Annotated in this window: 14 protein-coding genes; 9 read left to right on the forward strand and 5 right to left on the reverse strand. The window is 40.8% G+C overall.

What is annotated here, in order from left to right:
- Positions 1-67 precede the first annotated feature (67 nt).
- The 4 genes from L6C30_RS08265 to L6C30_RS08280 all read right to left on the reverse strand — a co-directional run bounded on the left by L6C30_RS08265 (position 68) and on the right by L6C30_RS08280 (position 5221).
- Complete coding sequence (locus L6C30_RS08265; protein WP_194559018.1) at positions 68-2602, reverse strand: hypothetical protein; 2535 nt, start codon at positions 2600-2602, stop codon at positions 68-70.
- Positions 2603-2742: 140 nt separating this feature from the next.
- A complete protein-coding gene (locus tag L6C30_RS08270; protein ID WP_236162843.1) occupies positions 2743-3216 on the reverse strand; it encodes a hypothetical protein in 474 nt (157 codons plus the stop codon).
- A gap of 3 nt (positions 3217-3219) precedes the next feature.
- The gene (locus tag L6C30_RS08275) at positions 3220-3522 is read right to left on the reverse strand and encodes a hypothetical protein (RefSeq protein ID WP_236162844.1); all 303 of its coding nucleotides are present in this window, start codon (positions 3520-3522) and stop codon (positions 3220-3222) included.
- 571 nt (positions 3523-4093) lie between these two features.
- The gene (locus tag L6C30_RS08280; protein ID WP_374706587.1) at positions 4094-5221 is read right to left on the reverse strand and encodes a hypothetical protein; all 1128 of its coding nucleotides are present in this window, start codon (positions 5219-5221) and stop codon (positions 4094-4096) included.
- A gap of 345 nt (positions 5222-5566) precedes the next feature.
- Between L6C30_RS08280 and L6C30_RS08285 the strand changes: the two genes are divergently transcribed.
- Positions 5567-6235: a hypothetical protein gene (locus tag L6C30_RS08285; protein ID WP_236162846.1), complete on the forward strand. Its 669-nt coding sequence runs from the start codon at positions 5567-5569 to the stop codon at positions 6233-6235.
- Between the two features lie 540 nt (positions 6236-6775).
- Positions 6776-6904, forward strand: coding sequence for a hypothetical protein (locus L6C30_RS14910; RefSeq protein WP_268920010.1), 129 nt, complete (start codon positions 6776-6778; stop codon positions 6902-6904).
- Positions 6905-7118: 214 nt separating this feature from the next.
- On the opposite strand, the gene L6C30_RS08290 is transcribed toward L6C30_RS14910, so the two are convergent.
- Positions 7119-7769: a response regulator transcription factor gene (locus L6C30_RS08290; protein ID WP_019838241.1), complete on the reverse strand. Its 651-nt coding sequence runs from the start codon at positions 7767-7769 to the stop codon at positions 7119-7121.
- 955 nt (positions 7770-8724) lie between these two features.
- Here L6C30_RS08290 and ribBA point away from each other — a divergent pair.
- The 7 genes from ribBA to glmS are packed head-to-tail and all read left to right on the forward strand — an operon-like array spanning position 8725 to position 15461.
- Positions 8725-9846: a bifunctional 3,4-dihydroxy-2-butanone-4-phosphate synthase/GTP cyclohydrolase II gene (gene ribBA, locus L6C30_RS08295; protein WP_236162847.1), complete on the forward strand. Its 1122-nt coding sequence runs from the start codon at positions 8725-8727 to the stop codon at positions 9844-9846.
- Positions 9847-9857: 11 nt separating this feature from the next.
- Entirely contained in the window at positions 9858-10328 is a 471-nt protein-coding gene (gene ribE, locus L6C30_RS08300; protein WP_230245493.1) for a 6,7-dimethyl-8-ribityllumazine synthase, read from the forward strand.
- A 4-nt stretch (positions 10329-10332) separates the two neighbouring features.
- Positions 10333-10782 carry a transcription antitermination factor NusB gene (gene nusB / locus L6C30_RS08305; protein ID WP_070153631.1) on the forward strand — a complete coding sequence of 150 codons (450 nt, stop codon included), beginning with the start codon at positions 10333-10335 and terminating at the stop codon, positions 10780-10782.
- 25 nt (positions 10783-10807) lie between these two features.
- The gene (thiL, locus tag L6C30_RS08310) at positions 10808-11737 is read left to right on the forward strand and encodes a thiamine-phosphate kinase (RefSeq protein ID WP_070153633.1); all 930 of its coding nucleotides are present in this window, start codon (positions 10808-10810) and stop codon (positions 11735-11737) included.
- Positions 11703-12224, forward strand: a complete 522-nt coding sequence (locus L6C30_RS08315) for a phosphatidylglycerophosphatase A (RefSeq protein ID WP_236162848.1) — start codon at positions 11703-11705, stop codon at positions 12222-12224. Before thiL ends, L6C30_RS08315 begins: the two co-directional genes overlap by 35 nt.
- Positions 12225-12242: 18 nt before the next feature.
- A complete protein-coding gene (glmU, locus tag L6C30_RS08320; RefSeq protein ID WP_230245494.1) occupies positions 12243-13607 on the forward strand; it encodes a bifunctional UDP-N-acetylglucosamine diphosphorylase/glucosamine-1-phosphate N-acetyltransferase GlmU in 1365 nt (454 codons plus the stop codon).
- A gap of 12 nt (positions 13608-13619) precedes the next feature.
- The gene (gene glmS / locus L6C30_RS08325; RefSeq protein WP_230245495.1) at positions 13620-15461 is read left to right on the forward strand and encodes a glutamine--fructose-6-phosphate transaminase (isomerizing); all 1842 of its coding nucleotides are present in this window, start codon (positions 13620-13622) and stop codon (positions 15459-15461) included.
- Positions 15462-15790: the final 329 nt, after the last annotated feature.

Raw genomic sequence — 15790 nt, forward strand, 5'->3', positions numbered from 1 at the left:
TGATATTTCAAATGAACAATACATACCCTATCTATAGAAAAATAGAAAGGAGCCGAAGCTCCTTTTTTTATTGCCCGATGGCTTTACCAAAATCCGGGGCTTCTATCTCGTCCCATTCTCCCCACCACTGTGTACGGTCTTGTTCCTTCTCAGCCTTTCTAATAAGCTTTTCACGATAACCTGGTGCAATGGCATCTTGAAGGCCATCAAAGATTAGTTTGTTAGTAGCAGCTTTGGTGTACCAAAGGTTTTGAGCAGGGATTTTGCTTTTAAGCAATCGGTAAGCTTCGTTGCCAGCATTAGTATCCTTGCCCTCATACCATTGATTCAGGTTACCGAAGGTTAGAGATAGGATAGCTTTTGCATCACTACCTACTGGACCAACTAAAAAGTCAGTAGTATCACGCCCACTTGGGTCCATACCTGCCACCATAATGTCACCTATGATTGGCATACCGCCACCAGCAACAAAGGCACGAGTGAAAAACCTTGCTTCTGTCTCCAGGTTGTCATCATCATCAAACATGGCAGCCGGATCATTACCTAAGGCAAGCTCTTTAAGTTGAACAACTAGTCCACCAAGTAATGTAGTCATGCCGAGTAATGAGCCAGCATACCAAGCCCTACTAGCCCAACCGTTTTTAGATAGGGTACGGCTGCCATGTCGCATAAGGAAGGCTAGAGGGAACGATTTAAACTGAGTTACACAGCGCCAAAACTCCCCCATTTCTGTACCAGCTCTGCCTACTTGGAACTTGGTACGCTCTCGAATGCCTGCCTCAATAATTGCCATACCTTGCTCATCAAGAATATGGGTATGCAGTCTGGTTGATACTTCATCCTTAATTCGTTTTGGATCGCCAAACTCAGCGAGCTTCTCATCTGGAATACGTTGGATAGCTTGGGCATGCATTAATGGGTTGCCCTTTGGATCTATTATTGGCTCGGCTAATTGCATCACCTTCCAATCCATTTCTGAGAGGCCACCCCCTTGGATTAACTCACGGTCTACGGCGCTAAGATCGTTCCAGTTTTTAGAGCGTGTTAAATCTGCAAATTTGTTCATCATCATAGTGGAATAGCCCATCTTAGATGAAGCAGTAAGAGCGTTTAAGCCAGATACACGTAGCACCTGAGTAGCTAGAGAACTCGAAGCCTTAGCAATCTGTTCAGCACGGCCATGCACAGACGTTAGGCCATCGTCCGACCAGCGATTAAGAGAGCCTAGCATCTCCTCAGTGGCAAGCCCTAGACTATGAGCGAAACGCCTGTCTTCTGCATTTGCTGGATTCAACATCCGAAGCATCTCACCAAATACTTTCCGGTATGCAATTCTATTTACGTGGGCTGTTTTCAGCATCATAGCTTGGTCAGTGAAAGAGGACAGGACAGTACCGCCTAGCATTGAGGCCACATTCATGGAGCGATATGTTAGTCCAGCATTGGCAAGCACCTTACTCTCTGGTGGATTCTGCCCGGTGAACTCATCAAACATAGTCTCAGCACGTACAAGGGACTTGTTTACTTTGTCCGGCTTAATACCATTCTGTACAGTGTCGATATGCCTAGCACTCTGCATAAGGATCTGCATGGCTGGGCGTGGGTTACTTCCGAAGGTTTCCACTAAGGCAATATCTTTCGACATGCTTGTAATGTGACTTTCCAGGATGTCTACAAACTGCATACCACCATATTGGGATTGATAGTCCATCCATGCATCTGCATTCTTGAAGTTAAGTACACGGCTCTCCTGGTGCTTGCTAGTGACCTTTGCACCGCCGCCGACATAACCTTTCCCTACTTCAATTTTATTAGCGCCGTCAGTCACAATAGACGTGTAGATATTCCCTAATACATCTCTCAATTCATCATCAGACATTAGATTACCTTGAGCATCTACGAAGTCCTCACGTTTGATTAAGCCAATGATGTCATTGGTCCACTGTTCTTGACCTGCCTCAGCTACCTTTTGTGGGCTGTGATGTTGTGGTAATGCATAATCACGGCGTTTTTTAATGTCGCCACCTGCACGATTGAAACGCTCCAAGATGTCATCAAAGGTCTTGCTAATGCCTTGAGCTGCTTTAAGCGCCGTAGCATCTCCAGTGCTTTCCATATGCAATTCTTTAATAATATTCTGTACTAGGGACTTGTCAGTGAATATCCCTAGGCCACCTTTGATATTTAGATAGGTATCTACCAATTGCCCTCGGTAAAGGTCTGCTATCACTCTGGTCTTAGAGTCTGCAGACTGAATGCCTGACATGTCGCCATACGCTGCAACCATCCGGTCTATACGCTCTGATGCGCTTATCTTGAGTGCTGGATCTTGAAGAATGGCTAGGTTTTTATTTTGGATAAGAATGTCTTGTACGGCTATTCGCTTCTTACGAGCAAAGTCAGCTTGTATGTCTTCTGCTACTTGCTTACTGGCAGCAGACAGCTTTTCCAGATCAGTTAAGCCTCTCCAGTGGTCAATGTCTTTGCGCGCTAGATTCACCATAGCCTGATTGATTCGGGCTTCAATATTTTGAACCTCTTGAGCATTTAGTGATGCTTTTCCTAAAGCCTTAGCTACGGCCTGCTTACATTGTTCTTTCATTTTTAATTCCTAAGTAATCAAGCACTGTATCCAATGCTATTTCATACCTGTAAATTAAAACGGCGTTAGCCCTCAAAAAATGTGTTTGTACAGCAATAAAAAGGAGCCTATAAAAGCCCCTCTTTTGTACTAGAATACTTTTAAAAAGAGTGTGAGATACTTCTAATACCTGACTTTCGGCCTACAGCAAGTGATTGCAATACAGGCTTTATAAACTGAATTTTCTTAGTAATTTGCGTTACTTCAAATTCAAACGTATTACGATTCAGTAACCGTTTAAATTCATGCTTTGGATCTAAGTGAAACGCCGTAATAATTAGTGGATTGGATGCTCTGCTCAAACTTTTAAGAATCGAGTACAAACAATTAAAATAAAACGCCTTGTTATTTTTATTGGTCAAATAAGTAAGCCGATGGATTAGCTCTTCAAGGTGAGATGCAATCTTTAATAAATGAGCCTGGTATTCGCTTTTAAACAATTGGTTTGGCTCCTTCCCATGAATCTCTCTTAGAAAGTCATCAATTAAATATTCAATTCCATTACATAGCTGGATCGACCTTTCCATATCGTCACAGTCTAAAGGCTTAAAAGCCGTCACTATAGGTTTTTTCATATTTTAAATACCCCAGTTATAATTTCGTGGAATATCCTTCACTGTTTTATCAGTCAAAGCCATCCAAAGTTCGATAAAAGCATCACCATTTTCATAATTCGGTTTACCACCATGTTCCCATTCGGACACCGTGCTGGCGTTAGCAACCGGCAGAACAAACGCAATCTTTTCAGCAGTCATGTCATGTCCGTTTTTTAACTCAGCAATCATCTTTTTATAATCAGGCACGCCGTACTTAATTTCTGCTTTTAGAAAAATCAGCCTTCTGGGTGCTTCGAAATTATTAAGCTCTATATAAATTCCCATAACCCCTCCAATAATTCTTAAGCTATTAGGAGGCAATCTAAGTCCTTAAAAAATGTGTGTATTCGACAAAACGCGCGCGCGCGCGAGGCAAGGAGCAAAACACTATATTTCTAGTTTTAAATTCCACCTGGTTATCAGCGCCACTCGTCAATCATCTTTACCAGTACGGCGTATCCAAACAGGTCAAATGATATTTTTTAAAAGCATTCCTAAAACGCTCTAATTTTTCGTATTAGCACCTTAAATCTTTTCATGTACCTTTGGTCATTTTTATAATTTAAATCTCGTACAGCTCAAGCCAGTGCAAAATTGACACATAAGCTAGATTGGTTCCAACCTTTAATTATAAGTATTCTTGAAAATACACCTAAAAACTTGAACAGCTCTCCAAAAGAGATGATCGGTTCAATGGTAGATTCATTGATAGGTTCTGCATCCCAAAAACGGGTACATTCAAAATCCCAAAAACGGGATCGTTCAAAATCCCAATATTGGGAATATTACCGTTTTCGGAATGATACCAATATTGGGTAGATTTCAATTTCCAAAGATTATTAGAGATTGAAATAGATTAGTGAGTAGCTTTAGTTCTCGACCGATTCTTTTTATTTATATAAATCTTGTCTGCATTCTGGCATGCCAATTCAAACTCTTTCATATTCTGAGCCTTTTTAGCAGTAAACCGTACATAGTGAAGATTTTGAGGGAAATACATTTGATTTAGTTTCTTATGGTTTGGATCCCTACTATTTAATTTTGATCTGGTCTTGGCCTGTAACTTTCCAATTTGGTGCCGGGTACCATGGAAATTACCATGTGCACTTAATCGATATGTAGCTTCTTTTAATCGATCTGCCTTACCTGTAGAGATTAAATCAATCTTCTTATCTAACTCCCTTTCAGCCGACTGCATAAAATCTTTTGATAGATACCAGGTGTAGCGGACTTTCTTCTGAGAATGACGCTGGAAAAACTCCAAGTGCTTTTTACGAACTCCACGTAATACCTTAGTCAGCTCTTTTAATCGGTCGTTATAACCGGTATGCGCATCAAACTTAATCCCAAACTGCTTTAATAAAAACTGACTTACAGAGGTTTGATTCCAGCGAGTATGTTTATTTTCAAGAAAGGCAAAACCAAAATTTTTATTAATGCCAGCAAGCCGTTTTAATTCAAAATTATCGAACGGTTTAAAAATTCGGTAAATTGAATTCTTATTACTATCAATTGTCTTTGTTCGGATTGTCTTGGTATTAAATATCACTCCAAATTGCTCCGGGTGATAATAAGTCTTAGCAAATTGAGGTTTAAGATCGCTGAACTCTATGTACTGTCCAAGTACATAATCTCCATAGCGAAGCAGCTTCTCTTTTTTGACAGTCAAAATACTGTTGAGCTTTTGCTTTTGCACCATGCTGGAATTCTTAGCGAGTATTTCTTTTAGCGTCAGCTTACTTCTTCGTGCCTCCCTGTAGCCTGTGGTAAACAACCAGAATTGGAATACATCATTCTTGGCTGGATCATAGTTGATGACCAAACTCCACACCGGTTCCCCATAGTCTGATTTTCGCTTGCGTAAAGATTCATCCAGATCGAGACCATACTCCAGGATCAACTTCGGGATGACAGTATGAAACTTTGAAAAGCTCACAGAATCAGAGAACCAAAACTTAGCACTGCCGTTAGAAACGCACTGCATTAAGCTTATAAGACAATCAGTTTTCGTTGTGGTGTAGTAGATCATTATTCATTCAAAAGTGTCTTTTTATGCGGAAAGCATAAAAGTTTATCTTTGATTCAAAAAGCATAAAAAACGCCAGATTCATGAAGTAGGCTTTTTTTTATGCACTAATGGTCTTTCTATAAATAAGAGTTCCAACACATGCTTATATTAAAGATCCAACGAAGGCACTACACTAGCGTAAATTGAACATTATCTTGATCTATTAAATCTAGGATGACTAATAAAATGTTTTCCTCTATCTACATAGGAAAATGAACTAACTAAGATTATTGAATTTGAATGGGGGGGCAAAGGGAAGCTATGGATCTGGAAAAAAGATTAGAGATGTATCGATCAGATTATTTTTTTCATATCGATTTTAAAGAAAAAATTTATACAAGAATGGCTCTGTTTTCAGTATTTATCACTGCTTGTATTACTGCAAATTTCAGTATGCAAGAAGAATTGATGAAGCTCGGATGTATGCAATTAAGTATTGTTATCATTCTCTGGGTGGCCGCTGCACTAGTACTAGCTTTTGTAATATATGCTTTGTTTTGTATTACTAATCTAAAATCTGACGAGCTTGTAAACTCAAACTCAGAAATGGAAAATTATAGAAATACTTTAAGGCAACATTATATTAGCCATTTTCCAGATGCCACCGAACAGGCAGTTAATACATATATTGATGATCATTTTTTAATTTATCTCACATCGCAATATTCAAGCTGCTCAGCAATCTTTTATGAAAATAATGTATATAGACAGAAATGGTTAGCCAGATTAGCTGTTTCTTCTTACTTACTATTGATACTAACTTTTATTGTTAGTATGTTTTTTCTATACCAAAAAATCGAGGGAGACATAATGTCGCAAAGCCAAACTATTCCACCGCCACCACCGCCACCACCAACAAGAGTGATTAAGGGTGACAAGCTAATTCCAACAAAACCCTCCTATCCAACACCGCCAGAAATCAAGAAATAAATAAAGCCCTCTTATGAGGGCTTTATTTCTATTGAAAAGTTAATTTTTTCCTAACTCCTTCTATAAGATTTAATTTGAAAGGATAATATTTGGAATAAAAATCAAAAGAAGCCGTAAAACTATTTATATCTTTTTCTGCTATAAACCTTATTTGATATATCAAATTTCACGTATCGATTGTTAAGGAATCAAATTCACGATATGTGATCTGATATTTTTACTTTTTTCACTTGTCGGTATATTTGTCGGTATATTTAATTTTATATATTTTTATAATTATTATTTTCAATAACTTACAACCATATTTAGACTTCCTCTCTCACCGCCAAGATTCAGTTCTGAAACATACCTCAGAATCCACAAAGGCTTAAATCTTAAGGGTTTAAGCCTTTTTTTACGCCTGCACGCTACGGCGTAAACCGGTAGTATACCGACAAGTTTATCGGTATATTTGTTAGTATCTATAGAAAATAGAAAAATGAATACTCCATCGGTTTTTTTATTTTTTCAGAAAAAGTACTAACAAGTGAGGATTGCTTCATGGCTAAAGAATCCAACAAGCTCGATGCAATTAAAGTTAAATACCTGCGTTTCGATATAAATGGTGCAAAGAGGCAAAGAGGTCCTAACGGCGGTAGGATTTTGCCGAATAAACAACTAGCACCATGATTTCATTATATTTATTATAATTTTAACAAGACTTTAAAAATCATTATCTTGCAAAATATTCAAGCAACAAAGCTCACTACAGCTTAAAACGGTAGCATATCAACAACTTTGTTGGCATCACCCTCTTATCAACCACACACCAAAAAAAACCGCTGCTCAATCTTCAAGATCAACACAGCGGTTTTAAACTCATCTTCTACAGATCAGTCACATATTACATTTTCTTTTCTTCAATATTTAATGCATTGATTGCCAATACCGCCTGAGTACGATTTTGCACACCTAATTTACGGAAAATTGCGGTTACGTGCGCTTTAATCGTTGCTTCAGAAACATCCAATTCATAGGCAATTTGTTTATTCAACAAACCTTCTGCCACCATCATCAATACACGAAATTGCTGAGGTGTTAATGACTGAATACGTTCAGCCAAAGCCGTTTCATCTGCAGCACGTGGGTCAAAATTAACATTCGCAGCCAGGTTGGGTGGCAACCAAATCTCACCTTCTAAAACTTGACGAATTGCTTCACCAATATGGCTCGGATGTGCCGATTTTGGGATATAACCCATCGCCCCATGCGCAATTGAACGTTGAATAATCGATGCTTCTTCGTGAGCAGACACCACAATAATTGGGATAGATGGATATTGCGCACGCACATGCACCAATGCAGAAAAGCCAGAAGCCCCTGGTAAGTTCAAATCCAATAAAATAAGATCAGGTTCAGGTCCATTTTCCAAACGTTCATACAATTCATTCACTGCAGCAGTTTCATGAATTTGAGCTTGCGGTAAGCTATAACGAACCGCCTGTATTAAGGCATGGCGAAACAGCGGATGATCATCAACGATTAATATATTCATAACAGACGTGAGAGATCTTGGGCACAGTTGTTATATTCTAACCACACAAAGACCATTAAGGATATGCAAGACATGACTTTTTTGCATTTATTGTGCAATAAATCACAGAAAAGTGTTTATTTTTAAATTTCAAATTAAAACTGCTATTTATTCTGTATTTCATCTCATCGTTTTGTTGCAGTCCCTCAATCGCATCTACTCTTAAACATATAGTTGATATTTCAAGCAATTAGTGGTTAGGGCTTTAACTGGAATAATTCAGGTCAGATTAACCTGCCCACTTAAAATACTGAGCTGAGAATGAAGCGAATAAGATTAAAATTGCTTTAAAAATTACTGTGTTTTTAAGATGCTTGCTCATTACTCCCTTTCATTTTTCATAAACTTATCAGTTATACCATTTCGCATTAAAAAACCGCTTTCACAGACCATTGCATCTGTCACTTCTATATAAATCGACGGGTTTGTTGCACAAAGATTTGAAAGACAAAGCTCCTCGAAATGAACCAAATTTAAGGCGTAACTTAGGTAAGTGCTCGACCTAATTGCGTACATCTGTTGAGGACTGCTACACGTGCATGCATCTGATCCTAGACAGTATCGTGGACAACCAGCCTCTCTAAACTTTTAAAATATTTCTGTTCAAAGTCTTCCCAATTCTTGCCTTTCCCAAAACCTAAGTGGGTTCACGTGAAGGCAAAGATAAGGACGATGATTCCTAATAACTAATACAATTTTATTTTTCACAGATTTTGCATTTCATCTCAATTGCTTAAACAATCTACAGCAACGCAGCAAATCCTCATTTTCGCCTCTTTCCAAGCCTGATGACACTGTGTATAACCATAAATCACGCAATGAAAATGATAAGCATAGGCAAAACAGGTAAAAAAACGTTAGACTATGCATCTCTTTCATTCAATGTCGTTTCAGACAAATAAGAAGGTGAAGATTGATGCCGCTCAATACTGTCGAAGAGCTTGTAGCAGATATCCGTGCAGGAAAAATGGTCATCCTCATGGATGATGAAGATCGTGAAAATGAAGGTGATTTAGTCATTGCCGCTACCCACGTTCGCCCTGAAGATATCAATTTCATGATCACACATGCGCGTGGTCTTGTTTGCCTAACCTTAAGTCGTGACCGTTGCCAGCAATTAAACTTACCGTTAATGGTGGATGCTAATGGCGCACAACACGGTACGAACTTTACTTTGTCGATTGAAGCGGCTGAAGGCATTACCACAGGTATTTCTCCCGCAGAACGTGCACATACCATTCGAACTGCGGTCGCTGCACATGCCAAGCCTGCCGATATTGTTCAGCCTGGGCATATTTTCCCACTCATGGCACAGCCAGGTGGTGTATTGCACCGTGCAGGACATACCGAAGCAGGTTGTGATCTTGCCCGTTTGGCAGGTTTAGAGCCTGCGTCGGTGATTTGTGAAATCATCAATGAAGACGGCAGCATGGCACGTCGTCCTGATTTAGAAGTTTTTGCTGAAAAGCACGGATTAAAAATTGGCACCATTGCCGATTTAATCCACTATCGCATGACCAATGAGCAAACCGTAGAACGCTTGGATCAGCAAAGCATCGACACTGAATATGGTACTTTTGACTTATATCGCTACCGTGAGCTGGGCAACCCAGACATTCACTTAGCATTGGTCAAGGGCGAACCAAAAGAAGGCGTTACTACAGTACGTGTGCATGGTTTTAATCCAACCCGTGATTTACTCAAGCTTAAGAAAGAAGATGCTTCGGCAACGTGGAATTTAGACCGTGCTTTAAAAGAAATTGCCAACAGTGAACGTGGTGTTTTGGTCTGGATTGGTCAAGCTCAATTGCAAGACTTGGGCCCTGCCCTAGACAGCCTTAAAACCCCGAAACAGGGCAAAGCCAATGCTGCATTATCACAGCAGTATCAAACCATTGGCGTCGGTGCACAAATTTTACGTGATTTAGGTGTTGAAAAAATGAAGCTGCTCAGCTCACCATTACGTTTCAATGCTTTATCAGGCTTTAACTTAGAAGTGGTGGAATACGTCACCGCAGATCCAACATCAGAGAAATAATCGAGGTTGCTATGGCAATTCGCCGTATTGAAGGTTTATTACATCTCGCTAGCGAAGGCCGTTATGCGATTTTAGTCGGTCGTTTTAATAGTTTTGTGGTTGAGCATTTGCTTGATGGCGCAATTGACACATTGAAACGTCATGGCGTATCAGAGGATAATATCACCGTTGTTCATGCACCAGGCGCTTGGGAACTTCCTGTTGTAGCTAAAAAATTAGCTGCAACGAATGGTTATGACGCGATTATTGCACTAGGCGCAGTAATACGCGGTAGCACACCACATTTTGACTTTGTTGCAGGCGAATGTGCCAAAGGTTTAGGCGTGGTGGGTTTAGATACAGGCTTACCTGTGATTAACGGTGTATTGACTACGGATAGTATTGAACAAGCGATTGAACGCTCTGGAACAAAAGCAGGTAATAAAGGAAGTGAAGCTGCCTTAACTGCAATTGAAATGGTTAACTTGTTAAAGGCTATTTAACGCTATGTCGCAAACACTTCAAGCAACTTATGCAGCAAAACGTAAAGCACGTCGTTTTGCTGTGCAAGGTATTTATGAATGGCAGATGAGCCACAATCCAGTACATGAAATTGAAGCACGCACCCGTGTGGAAAATGCCATGCACAAAGTGGATCTCGGCTATTATCATGAATTGTTGACTCAAGTGGTTGCCAATCATGAAGCATTGGATGCATTACTGGTACCTGTCCTTGATCGTGACATTCAAGCCCTCGATGGTGTTGAACTCGCCACCTTACGTTTAGGTGCTTATGAGTTAGAACAACATCTGGAAATTCCATACCGTGTGGTATTGGATGAAGCGATTGAATTGGCAAAACACTTTGGCGGTGCAGACAGCCACAAATACATCAATGGTGTATTAGACCGTCTTGCCAACAGCTTACGTGAAGCAGAAAAGCAACAAAGTAAATAATTCAAAATATTGAGTCGATTGTTGTATGGCTGAGTTTTCCATTATTGAGACCTATTTCAACAGACCGCGTCCAGATGCAGTCGATTTAGGTGTCGGTGATGACTCAGCTCTGCTCACTCCTCCACTACAACAGCAATTGGTCATTTGTACCGACACTTTAGTCGCGGGACGACATTTCCCCCTCAACACCCACCCACATGCGATAGGCTGGAAGTCGGTTGCGGTCAATTTATCTGACATTGCCGCCATGGGTGCCACCCCACACAGTATATTATTGGCATTGAGCCTACCCCAAATTGATCACGACTGGCTCAAAGGGTTTAGTCAGGGTTTACATGATTGTTGCGATCAATTTGGGGTAAGTTTAATTGGTGGAGATACCACACAAAGTCCCCATCTCACCATTTCCGTTACCGCCTTAGGCTGGATTGAACAAGGACATGCCATTCCACGTTCAGGCGCACAAGTCGGCGATTATATTTGCGTCAGCGGACAAGTCGGCGATGCCGCTTTTGGTTTAGATCACCTCGATCATCCCTTAAAACAACGCTTAGACTACCCGACTCCTCGCTGCCAACTCGGGCAACAGCTCAAAAGTCTGGCTTCAAGCATGATTGATGTTTCAGATGGTTTGGCACAAGATTTAGGGCATATTCTCAAAGCCTCTCAGGTCGGCGCTTGTATTGAACTCAGCCAACTACCCATAGATGCTGCATTAACCGAATTACCACAACAAAAGCAGTGGCAATATGCTTTGGCAGGTGGCGATGACTATGAGTTATGCTTTACAATAAGCCCACAAAATTATCAGCAGCTTTTGCAAAAACCGCTGAATACCCCTATTCATATTATTGGCAAAATTAACAACCAAAACCGCTTAAGCTTTGAACAGAATGGCGTAGATCGTTCACTTCATTTTCATGGATACCAACACTTTGCACAAACCCGCGATTAATTTCAAAGCCATGTCTTGGACTGACCGACTGATAGTCTGCTGTGGTGTTGGCTTCGGTTCAGGTCTACTACCCAAAGCTCCCGGTACCTTTGGTTCGGCCTTTGCTCTGCTATTCATTCCCATTTGGTTCGCACTTGGTTTTATTCCAAGCCTTTTTGCCATTACTATGATGTCGCTCGTTGGCATATATATCTGTGGACGTACTGCACAGGTTATGGGCGTACATGATGATGGTCGTATTGTTTGGGATGAATTTGCAGGACAATCCATTACCTTTTTACCCTTGATTTTTATCAATGAAATCAGTTGGATGTGGGTCATTGTAGGTTTTGTCCTATTCCGACTGTTTGATGTATGGAAACCTTGGCCAATCCGTGTCATTGATCGTCAGGTCGAAGGTGGTTTTGGCATCATGCTGGACGATATTATTGCGGGTCTTTGGGCCGCATTATGTATTTATATTTATTTATCTTTTACTTTGGTTTAGCCATCACTAGGATTCAACATGTCTACCACCGTGATTATTCTTGCAGCAGGTAAAGGCACGCGCATGCGTTCAAATTTACCAAAAGTATTACAACCTCTTGCAGGACGCCCACTCTTGGGTCACGTGATCGATACCGCAAAAAAATTACAAGCCGATCATATTATTACCATTTACGGTCACGGCGGTACTTTGGTTCAAAATGCGTTTGCACATGAACAGGTGCAGTGGGTCGAACAAGCGGAACAGCTCGGCACAGGCCATGCAGTGAAAGTCACCTTGCCTGTTTTACCACAAGATGGCGTATCTCTGATTTTATCGGGTGATGTGCCTTGTATTACAGAGCAAACTTTACAAAAGCTGCTCGATGTTTCACGTGAAACCCAAATTGGATTGGTGACACTCACCCTTGCCGATGCTACGGGTTATGGTCGTATTGTGCGTGAAAACGGTAAAATTCAAGCGATTGTTGAACATAAAGATGCATCTGAAGCACAGCGTCAAATTCAAGAAATCAACACGGGTATTTACTGCGTCAGCAATGCCAAATTACATGAATGGCTGCCAAAACTGAGCAATAACAATGCGCAGGGTGAATATTACCTGACCGATATTGTGGCGATGGCAATTGCCGATGGTTTAGTAGTTGCATCGGTAGAACCTCAACTGGCTTTTGAAGTAGAAGGCGTGAATGACCGTGTGCAATTGGCTGCTTTAGAACGTGAATTCCAGAACTTCCAAGCCAAGCAACTCATGCAACAAGGTGTGCATTTAATTGACCCAACCCGTTTTGATTTACGTGGTAATCTCACTGCAGGTAAAGACGTTCGCATTGACATTAACGTGATTATCGAAGGCGATTGCGAACTGGGTGATGGCGTAGAAATTGGTGCAGGTTGTATTCTTAAAAACACTAAAATTGCTGCGGGCACTAAAGTTCAGCCGTATAGCGTATTTGACCAAGCGGTTGTGGGCGAAGATGCACAAATTGGTCCATTTTCTCGTTTACGTCCGGGTGCGATATTGGCCAATGAAGTACATATTGGCAACTTTGTTGAAGTGAAAAACAGTCAAATTGGTTTAGGCTCCAAAGCCAACCACTTTACCTACTTAGGGGATGCCGAAGTGGGTGCAGGCAGCAATATTGGTGCAGGTACAATTACTTGCAATTATGATGGTGCCAATAAGTTTAAAACCATTATTGGTGACCACGTCTTTATTGGCTCAAATAGTTCATTGGTTGCACCTGTCACCATTGCCAATGGTGCAACGGTAGGCGCAGGCTCGACTATTACCCGTGATGTTGCAGAACAGTGTTTAGCTGTGGAACGTTCTAAACAGTTCACTAAAGAAAATTATCAACGTCCACAAAAATTGAAAAAATAAGAGGAAGTTCCTATGTGCGGTATTGTCGGTGGCGTTGCAGAACGTAGTATTACCAATATCCTCATTGAAGGTTTAAAGCGTTTAGAATATCGCGGTTACGATTCCGCAGGTTTGGCACTGATTAGTCAAGGTCAGGTCTTGCGTGAGCGCCGTGTCGGTAAAGTCGCAAATCTTGAGCAAGCAGTACTCGATTCTCAAATAACAGGTTCACTCGGTATTGCGCACACGCGTTGGGCAACACATGGTAAACCGACTGAAAACAATGCACATCCGCATATTTCTGGCAATGTTGCTGTCGTACACAACGGTATTATCGAAAATTATCAAGAACTGAAAGACGAGCTGGAAACTTTAGGCTACGTTTTCAACTCTCAAACCGATACCGAAGTGGTTGCACATTTGGTCAATCATGCCTTAAAAACTGCAGCAGGTTTACTGACTGCGGTTCAACAAGTGGTACCACAACTTAAGGGTGCCTATGCATTAGGTATTATCCATACCGATTATCCAGATGAGTTGATCACGGTACGTGAAGGTTCGCCTTTGGTGATTGGTGTCGGTATTGGCGAAAACTTTATCAGTTCAGACCAATTGGCGTTATTGCCAATTACCAACCGTTTCATGTATTTGGAAGAAGGTGATATTGCCCGCTTAACCCGCCACAGCATTGAAGTTTTTGTAAATGGTCAAACGGTTCAACGCCCTGTAAAAGAGCTGGATGCAACTGTAAGCAATGCATCGAAGGGTGAATATAAACACTACATGCTCAAAGAAATTTATGAGCAGCCTGAAGCAATTCAACAAACCATTTCACAAGCATTGAATGGCAACGCTTTACGTGAAGATTTCCTGAAAGATGCCGAGCTTGATTTTGCCAAGATTCAACAGGTACAGATTATTGCCTGTGGTACCAGCTACCATGCGGGGATGATTGCAAAATATTGGTTTGAACAGCTGATTAACTTGCCATGTCATGTGGAAATTGCCAGCGAATACCGTTATCGCACGCCAGTGATTGTGAATAATACGTTGTATGTGTGCATTTCACAATCGGGTGAAACTGCAGATACTTTAGCTGCTTTACGCGACACGCAAAAACGTGCTGCTGCAAAAGGCTTAAATATTAGCACCATGACCATTTGTAACGTAGCGACTTCATCTATGGTGCGTGAAACCCATCATAGTTTGTTGACGCTTGCAGGTCCTGAAATTGGTGTGGCATCGACCAAAGCCTTTACCACACAGTTGGCAGCATTAATGCTGTTGGTGCTCAAAATTGGTCAGGTGAAAAATGCAATAGCAGCGACAGATACAGCTGAAATTATTGCAGGCTTGTGGCACACACCAAAAGTGATTTTAGATACTTTGCAAAATGATACGGCAATTTTACGTTTGTCTGAATTGTTTGTAGAGAAAAATCACTGCTTGTTCTTGGGTCGTGGCACACAATTCCCAATTGCCTTGGAAGGTGCGTTAAAACTGAAAGAAATTTCATATATTCACGCAGAAGGTTATGCTGCGGGTGAATTAAAGCACGGCCCATTGGCATTGGTCGATAATGACATGCCTGTGGTGATTTTAGCACCGCAAGATGACATGCTGGATAAACTGAAATCCAATATGGAAGAAGTACAGGCACGTGGTGGTGAGCTGTTTGTATTTGCAGATGAACACAGCGGCATTCCTGCAGATAAAGAACGCCAGCATGTGGTTTATGTACCACAGGTCAGCGCGTTGCTTGCGCCAATTGTGTATAGTATTCCTGTACAATTGTTGTCTTACCATGTGGCAGTTTTGCGCGGTACAGATGTCGATCAGCCTAGAAACTTGGCAAAAAGTGTGACAGTTGAATAATTTTTATATTATTCAATAGTTTAAATTTAATAAAATTAATTTGACTCATCTAAAAATCCGCAGTCTACTTCACTTTTAGAAATTCAGTACTGCGGATTTTTTATATCTAATACTTTTGATTTTTCGCGTGACTACAGTTCATAGCAAGCGATATAGAAAATTTTGCAGATAATGAAAACTTTTATAAAACAAATAACCTGAATCATTTAACAGTACTATTTTCTAAAAATGTTGTTTATTTATTCAGTCAGTACAATGACATGCAAAAAATGATTGACCCTATTTTTTCATCATGTATTATACACCGCATGCGGGAATAGCTCAGTTGG

Origin of the sequence: Acinetobacter sp. KAM396, from assembly GCF_021602765.1 — a bacterium.
Taxonomy (GTDB): Bacteria; Pseudomonadota; Gammaproteobacteria; order Pseudomonadales; family Moraxellaceae; genus Acinetobacter; species Acinetobacter towneri_A.

Excerpts from the sequence above, each read along its gene's own strand:
- L6C30_RS08315 (WP_236162848.1), top strand. The coding sequence starts at position 11,703 with ATGGATACCAACACTTTGCACAAACCCGCGATTAATTTCAAAGCCATG.
- L6C30_RS08265 (WP_194559018.1), bottom strand. The coding sequence starts at position 2,602 with ATGAAAGAACAATGTAAGCAGGCCGTAGCTAAGGCTTTAGGAAAAGCA.
- glmS (WP_230245495.1), top strand. The coding sequence starts at position 13,620 with ATGTGCGGTATTGTCGGTGGCGTTGCAGAACGTAGTATTACCAATATC.
- glmU (WP_230245494.1), top strand. The coding sequence starts at position 12,243 with ATGTCTACCACCGTGATTATTCTTGCAGCAGGTAAAGGCACGCGCATG.
- thiL (WP_070153633.1), top strand. The coding sequence starts at position 10,808 with ATGGCTGAGTTTTCCATTATTGAGACCTATTTCAACAGACCGCGTCCA.
- L6C30_RS08285 (WP_236162846.1), top strand. The coding sequence starts at position 5,567 with ATGGATCTGGAAAAAAGATTAGAGATGTATCGATCAGATTATTTTTTT.
- ribBA (WP_236162847.1), top strand. The coding sequence starts at position 8,725 with ATGCCGCTCAATACTGTCGAAGAGCTTGTAGCAGATATCCGTGCAGGA.
- L6C30_RS08290 (WP_019838241.1), bottom strand. The coding sequence starts at position 7,769 with ATGAATATATTAATCGTTGATGATCATCCGCTGTTTCGCCATGCCTTA.
- ribE (WP_230245493.1), top strand. The coding sequence starts at position 9,858 with ATGGCAATTCGCCGTATTGAAGGTTTATTACATCTCGCTAGCGAAGGC.
- nusB (WP_070153631.1), top strand. The coding sequence starts at position 10,333 with ATGTCGCAAACACTTCAAGCAACTTATGCAGCAAAACGTAAAGCACGT.
- L6C30_RS08270 (WP_236162843.1), bottom strand. The coding sequence starts at position 3,216 with ATGAAAAAACCTATAGTGACGGCTTTTAAGCCTTTAGACTGTGACGAT.
- L6C30_RS14910 (WP_268920010.1), top strand. The coding sequence starts at position 6,776 with ATGGCTAAAGAATCCAACAAGCTCGATGCAATTAAAGTTAAATACCTG.
- L6C30_RS08280 (WP_374706587.1), bottom strand. The coding sequence starts at position 5,221 with ATGCAGTGCGTTTCTAACGGCAGTGCTAAGTTTTGGTTCTCTGATTCT.
- L6C30_RS08275 (WP_236162844.1), bottom strand. The coding sequence starts at position 3,522 with ATGGGAATTTATATAGAGCTTAATAATTTCGAAGCACCCAGAAGGCTG.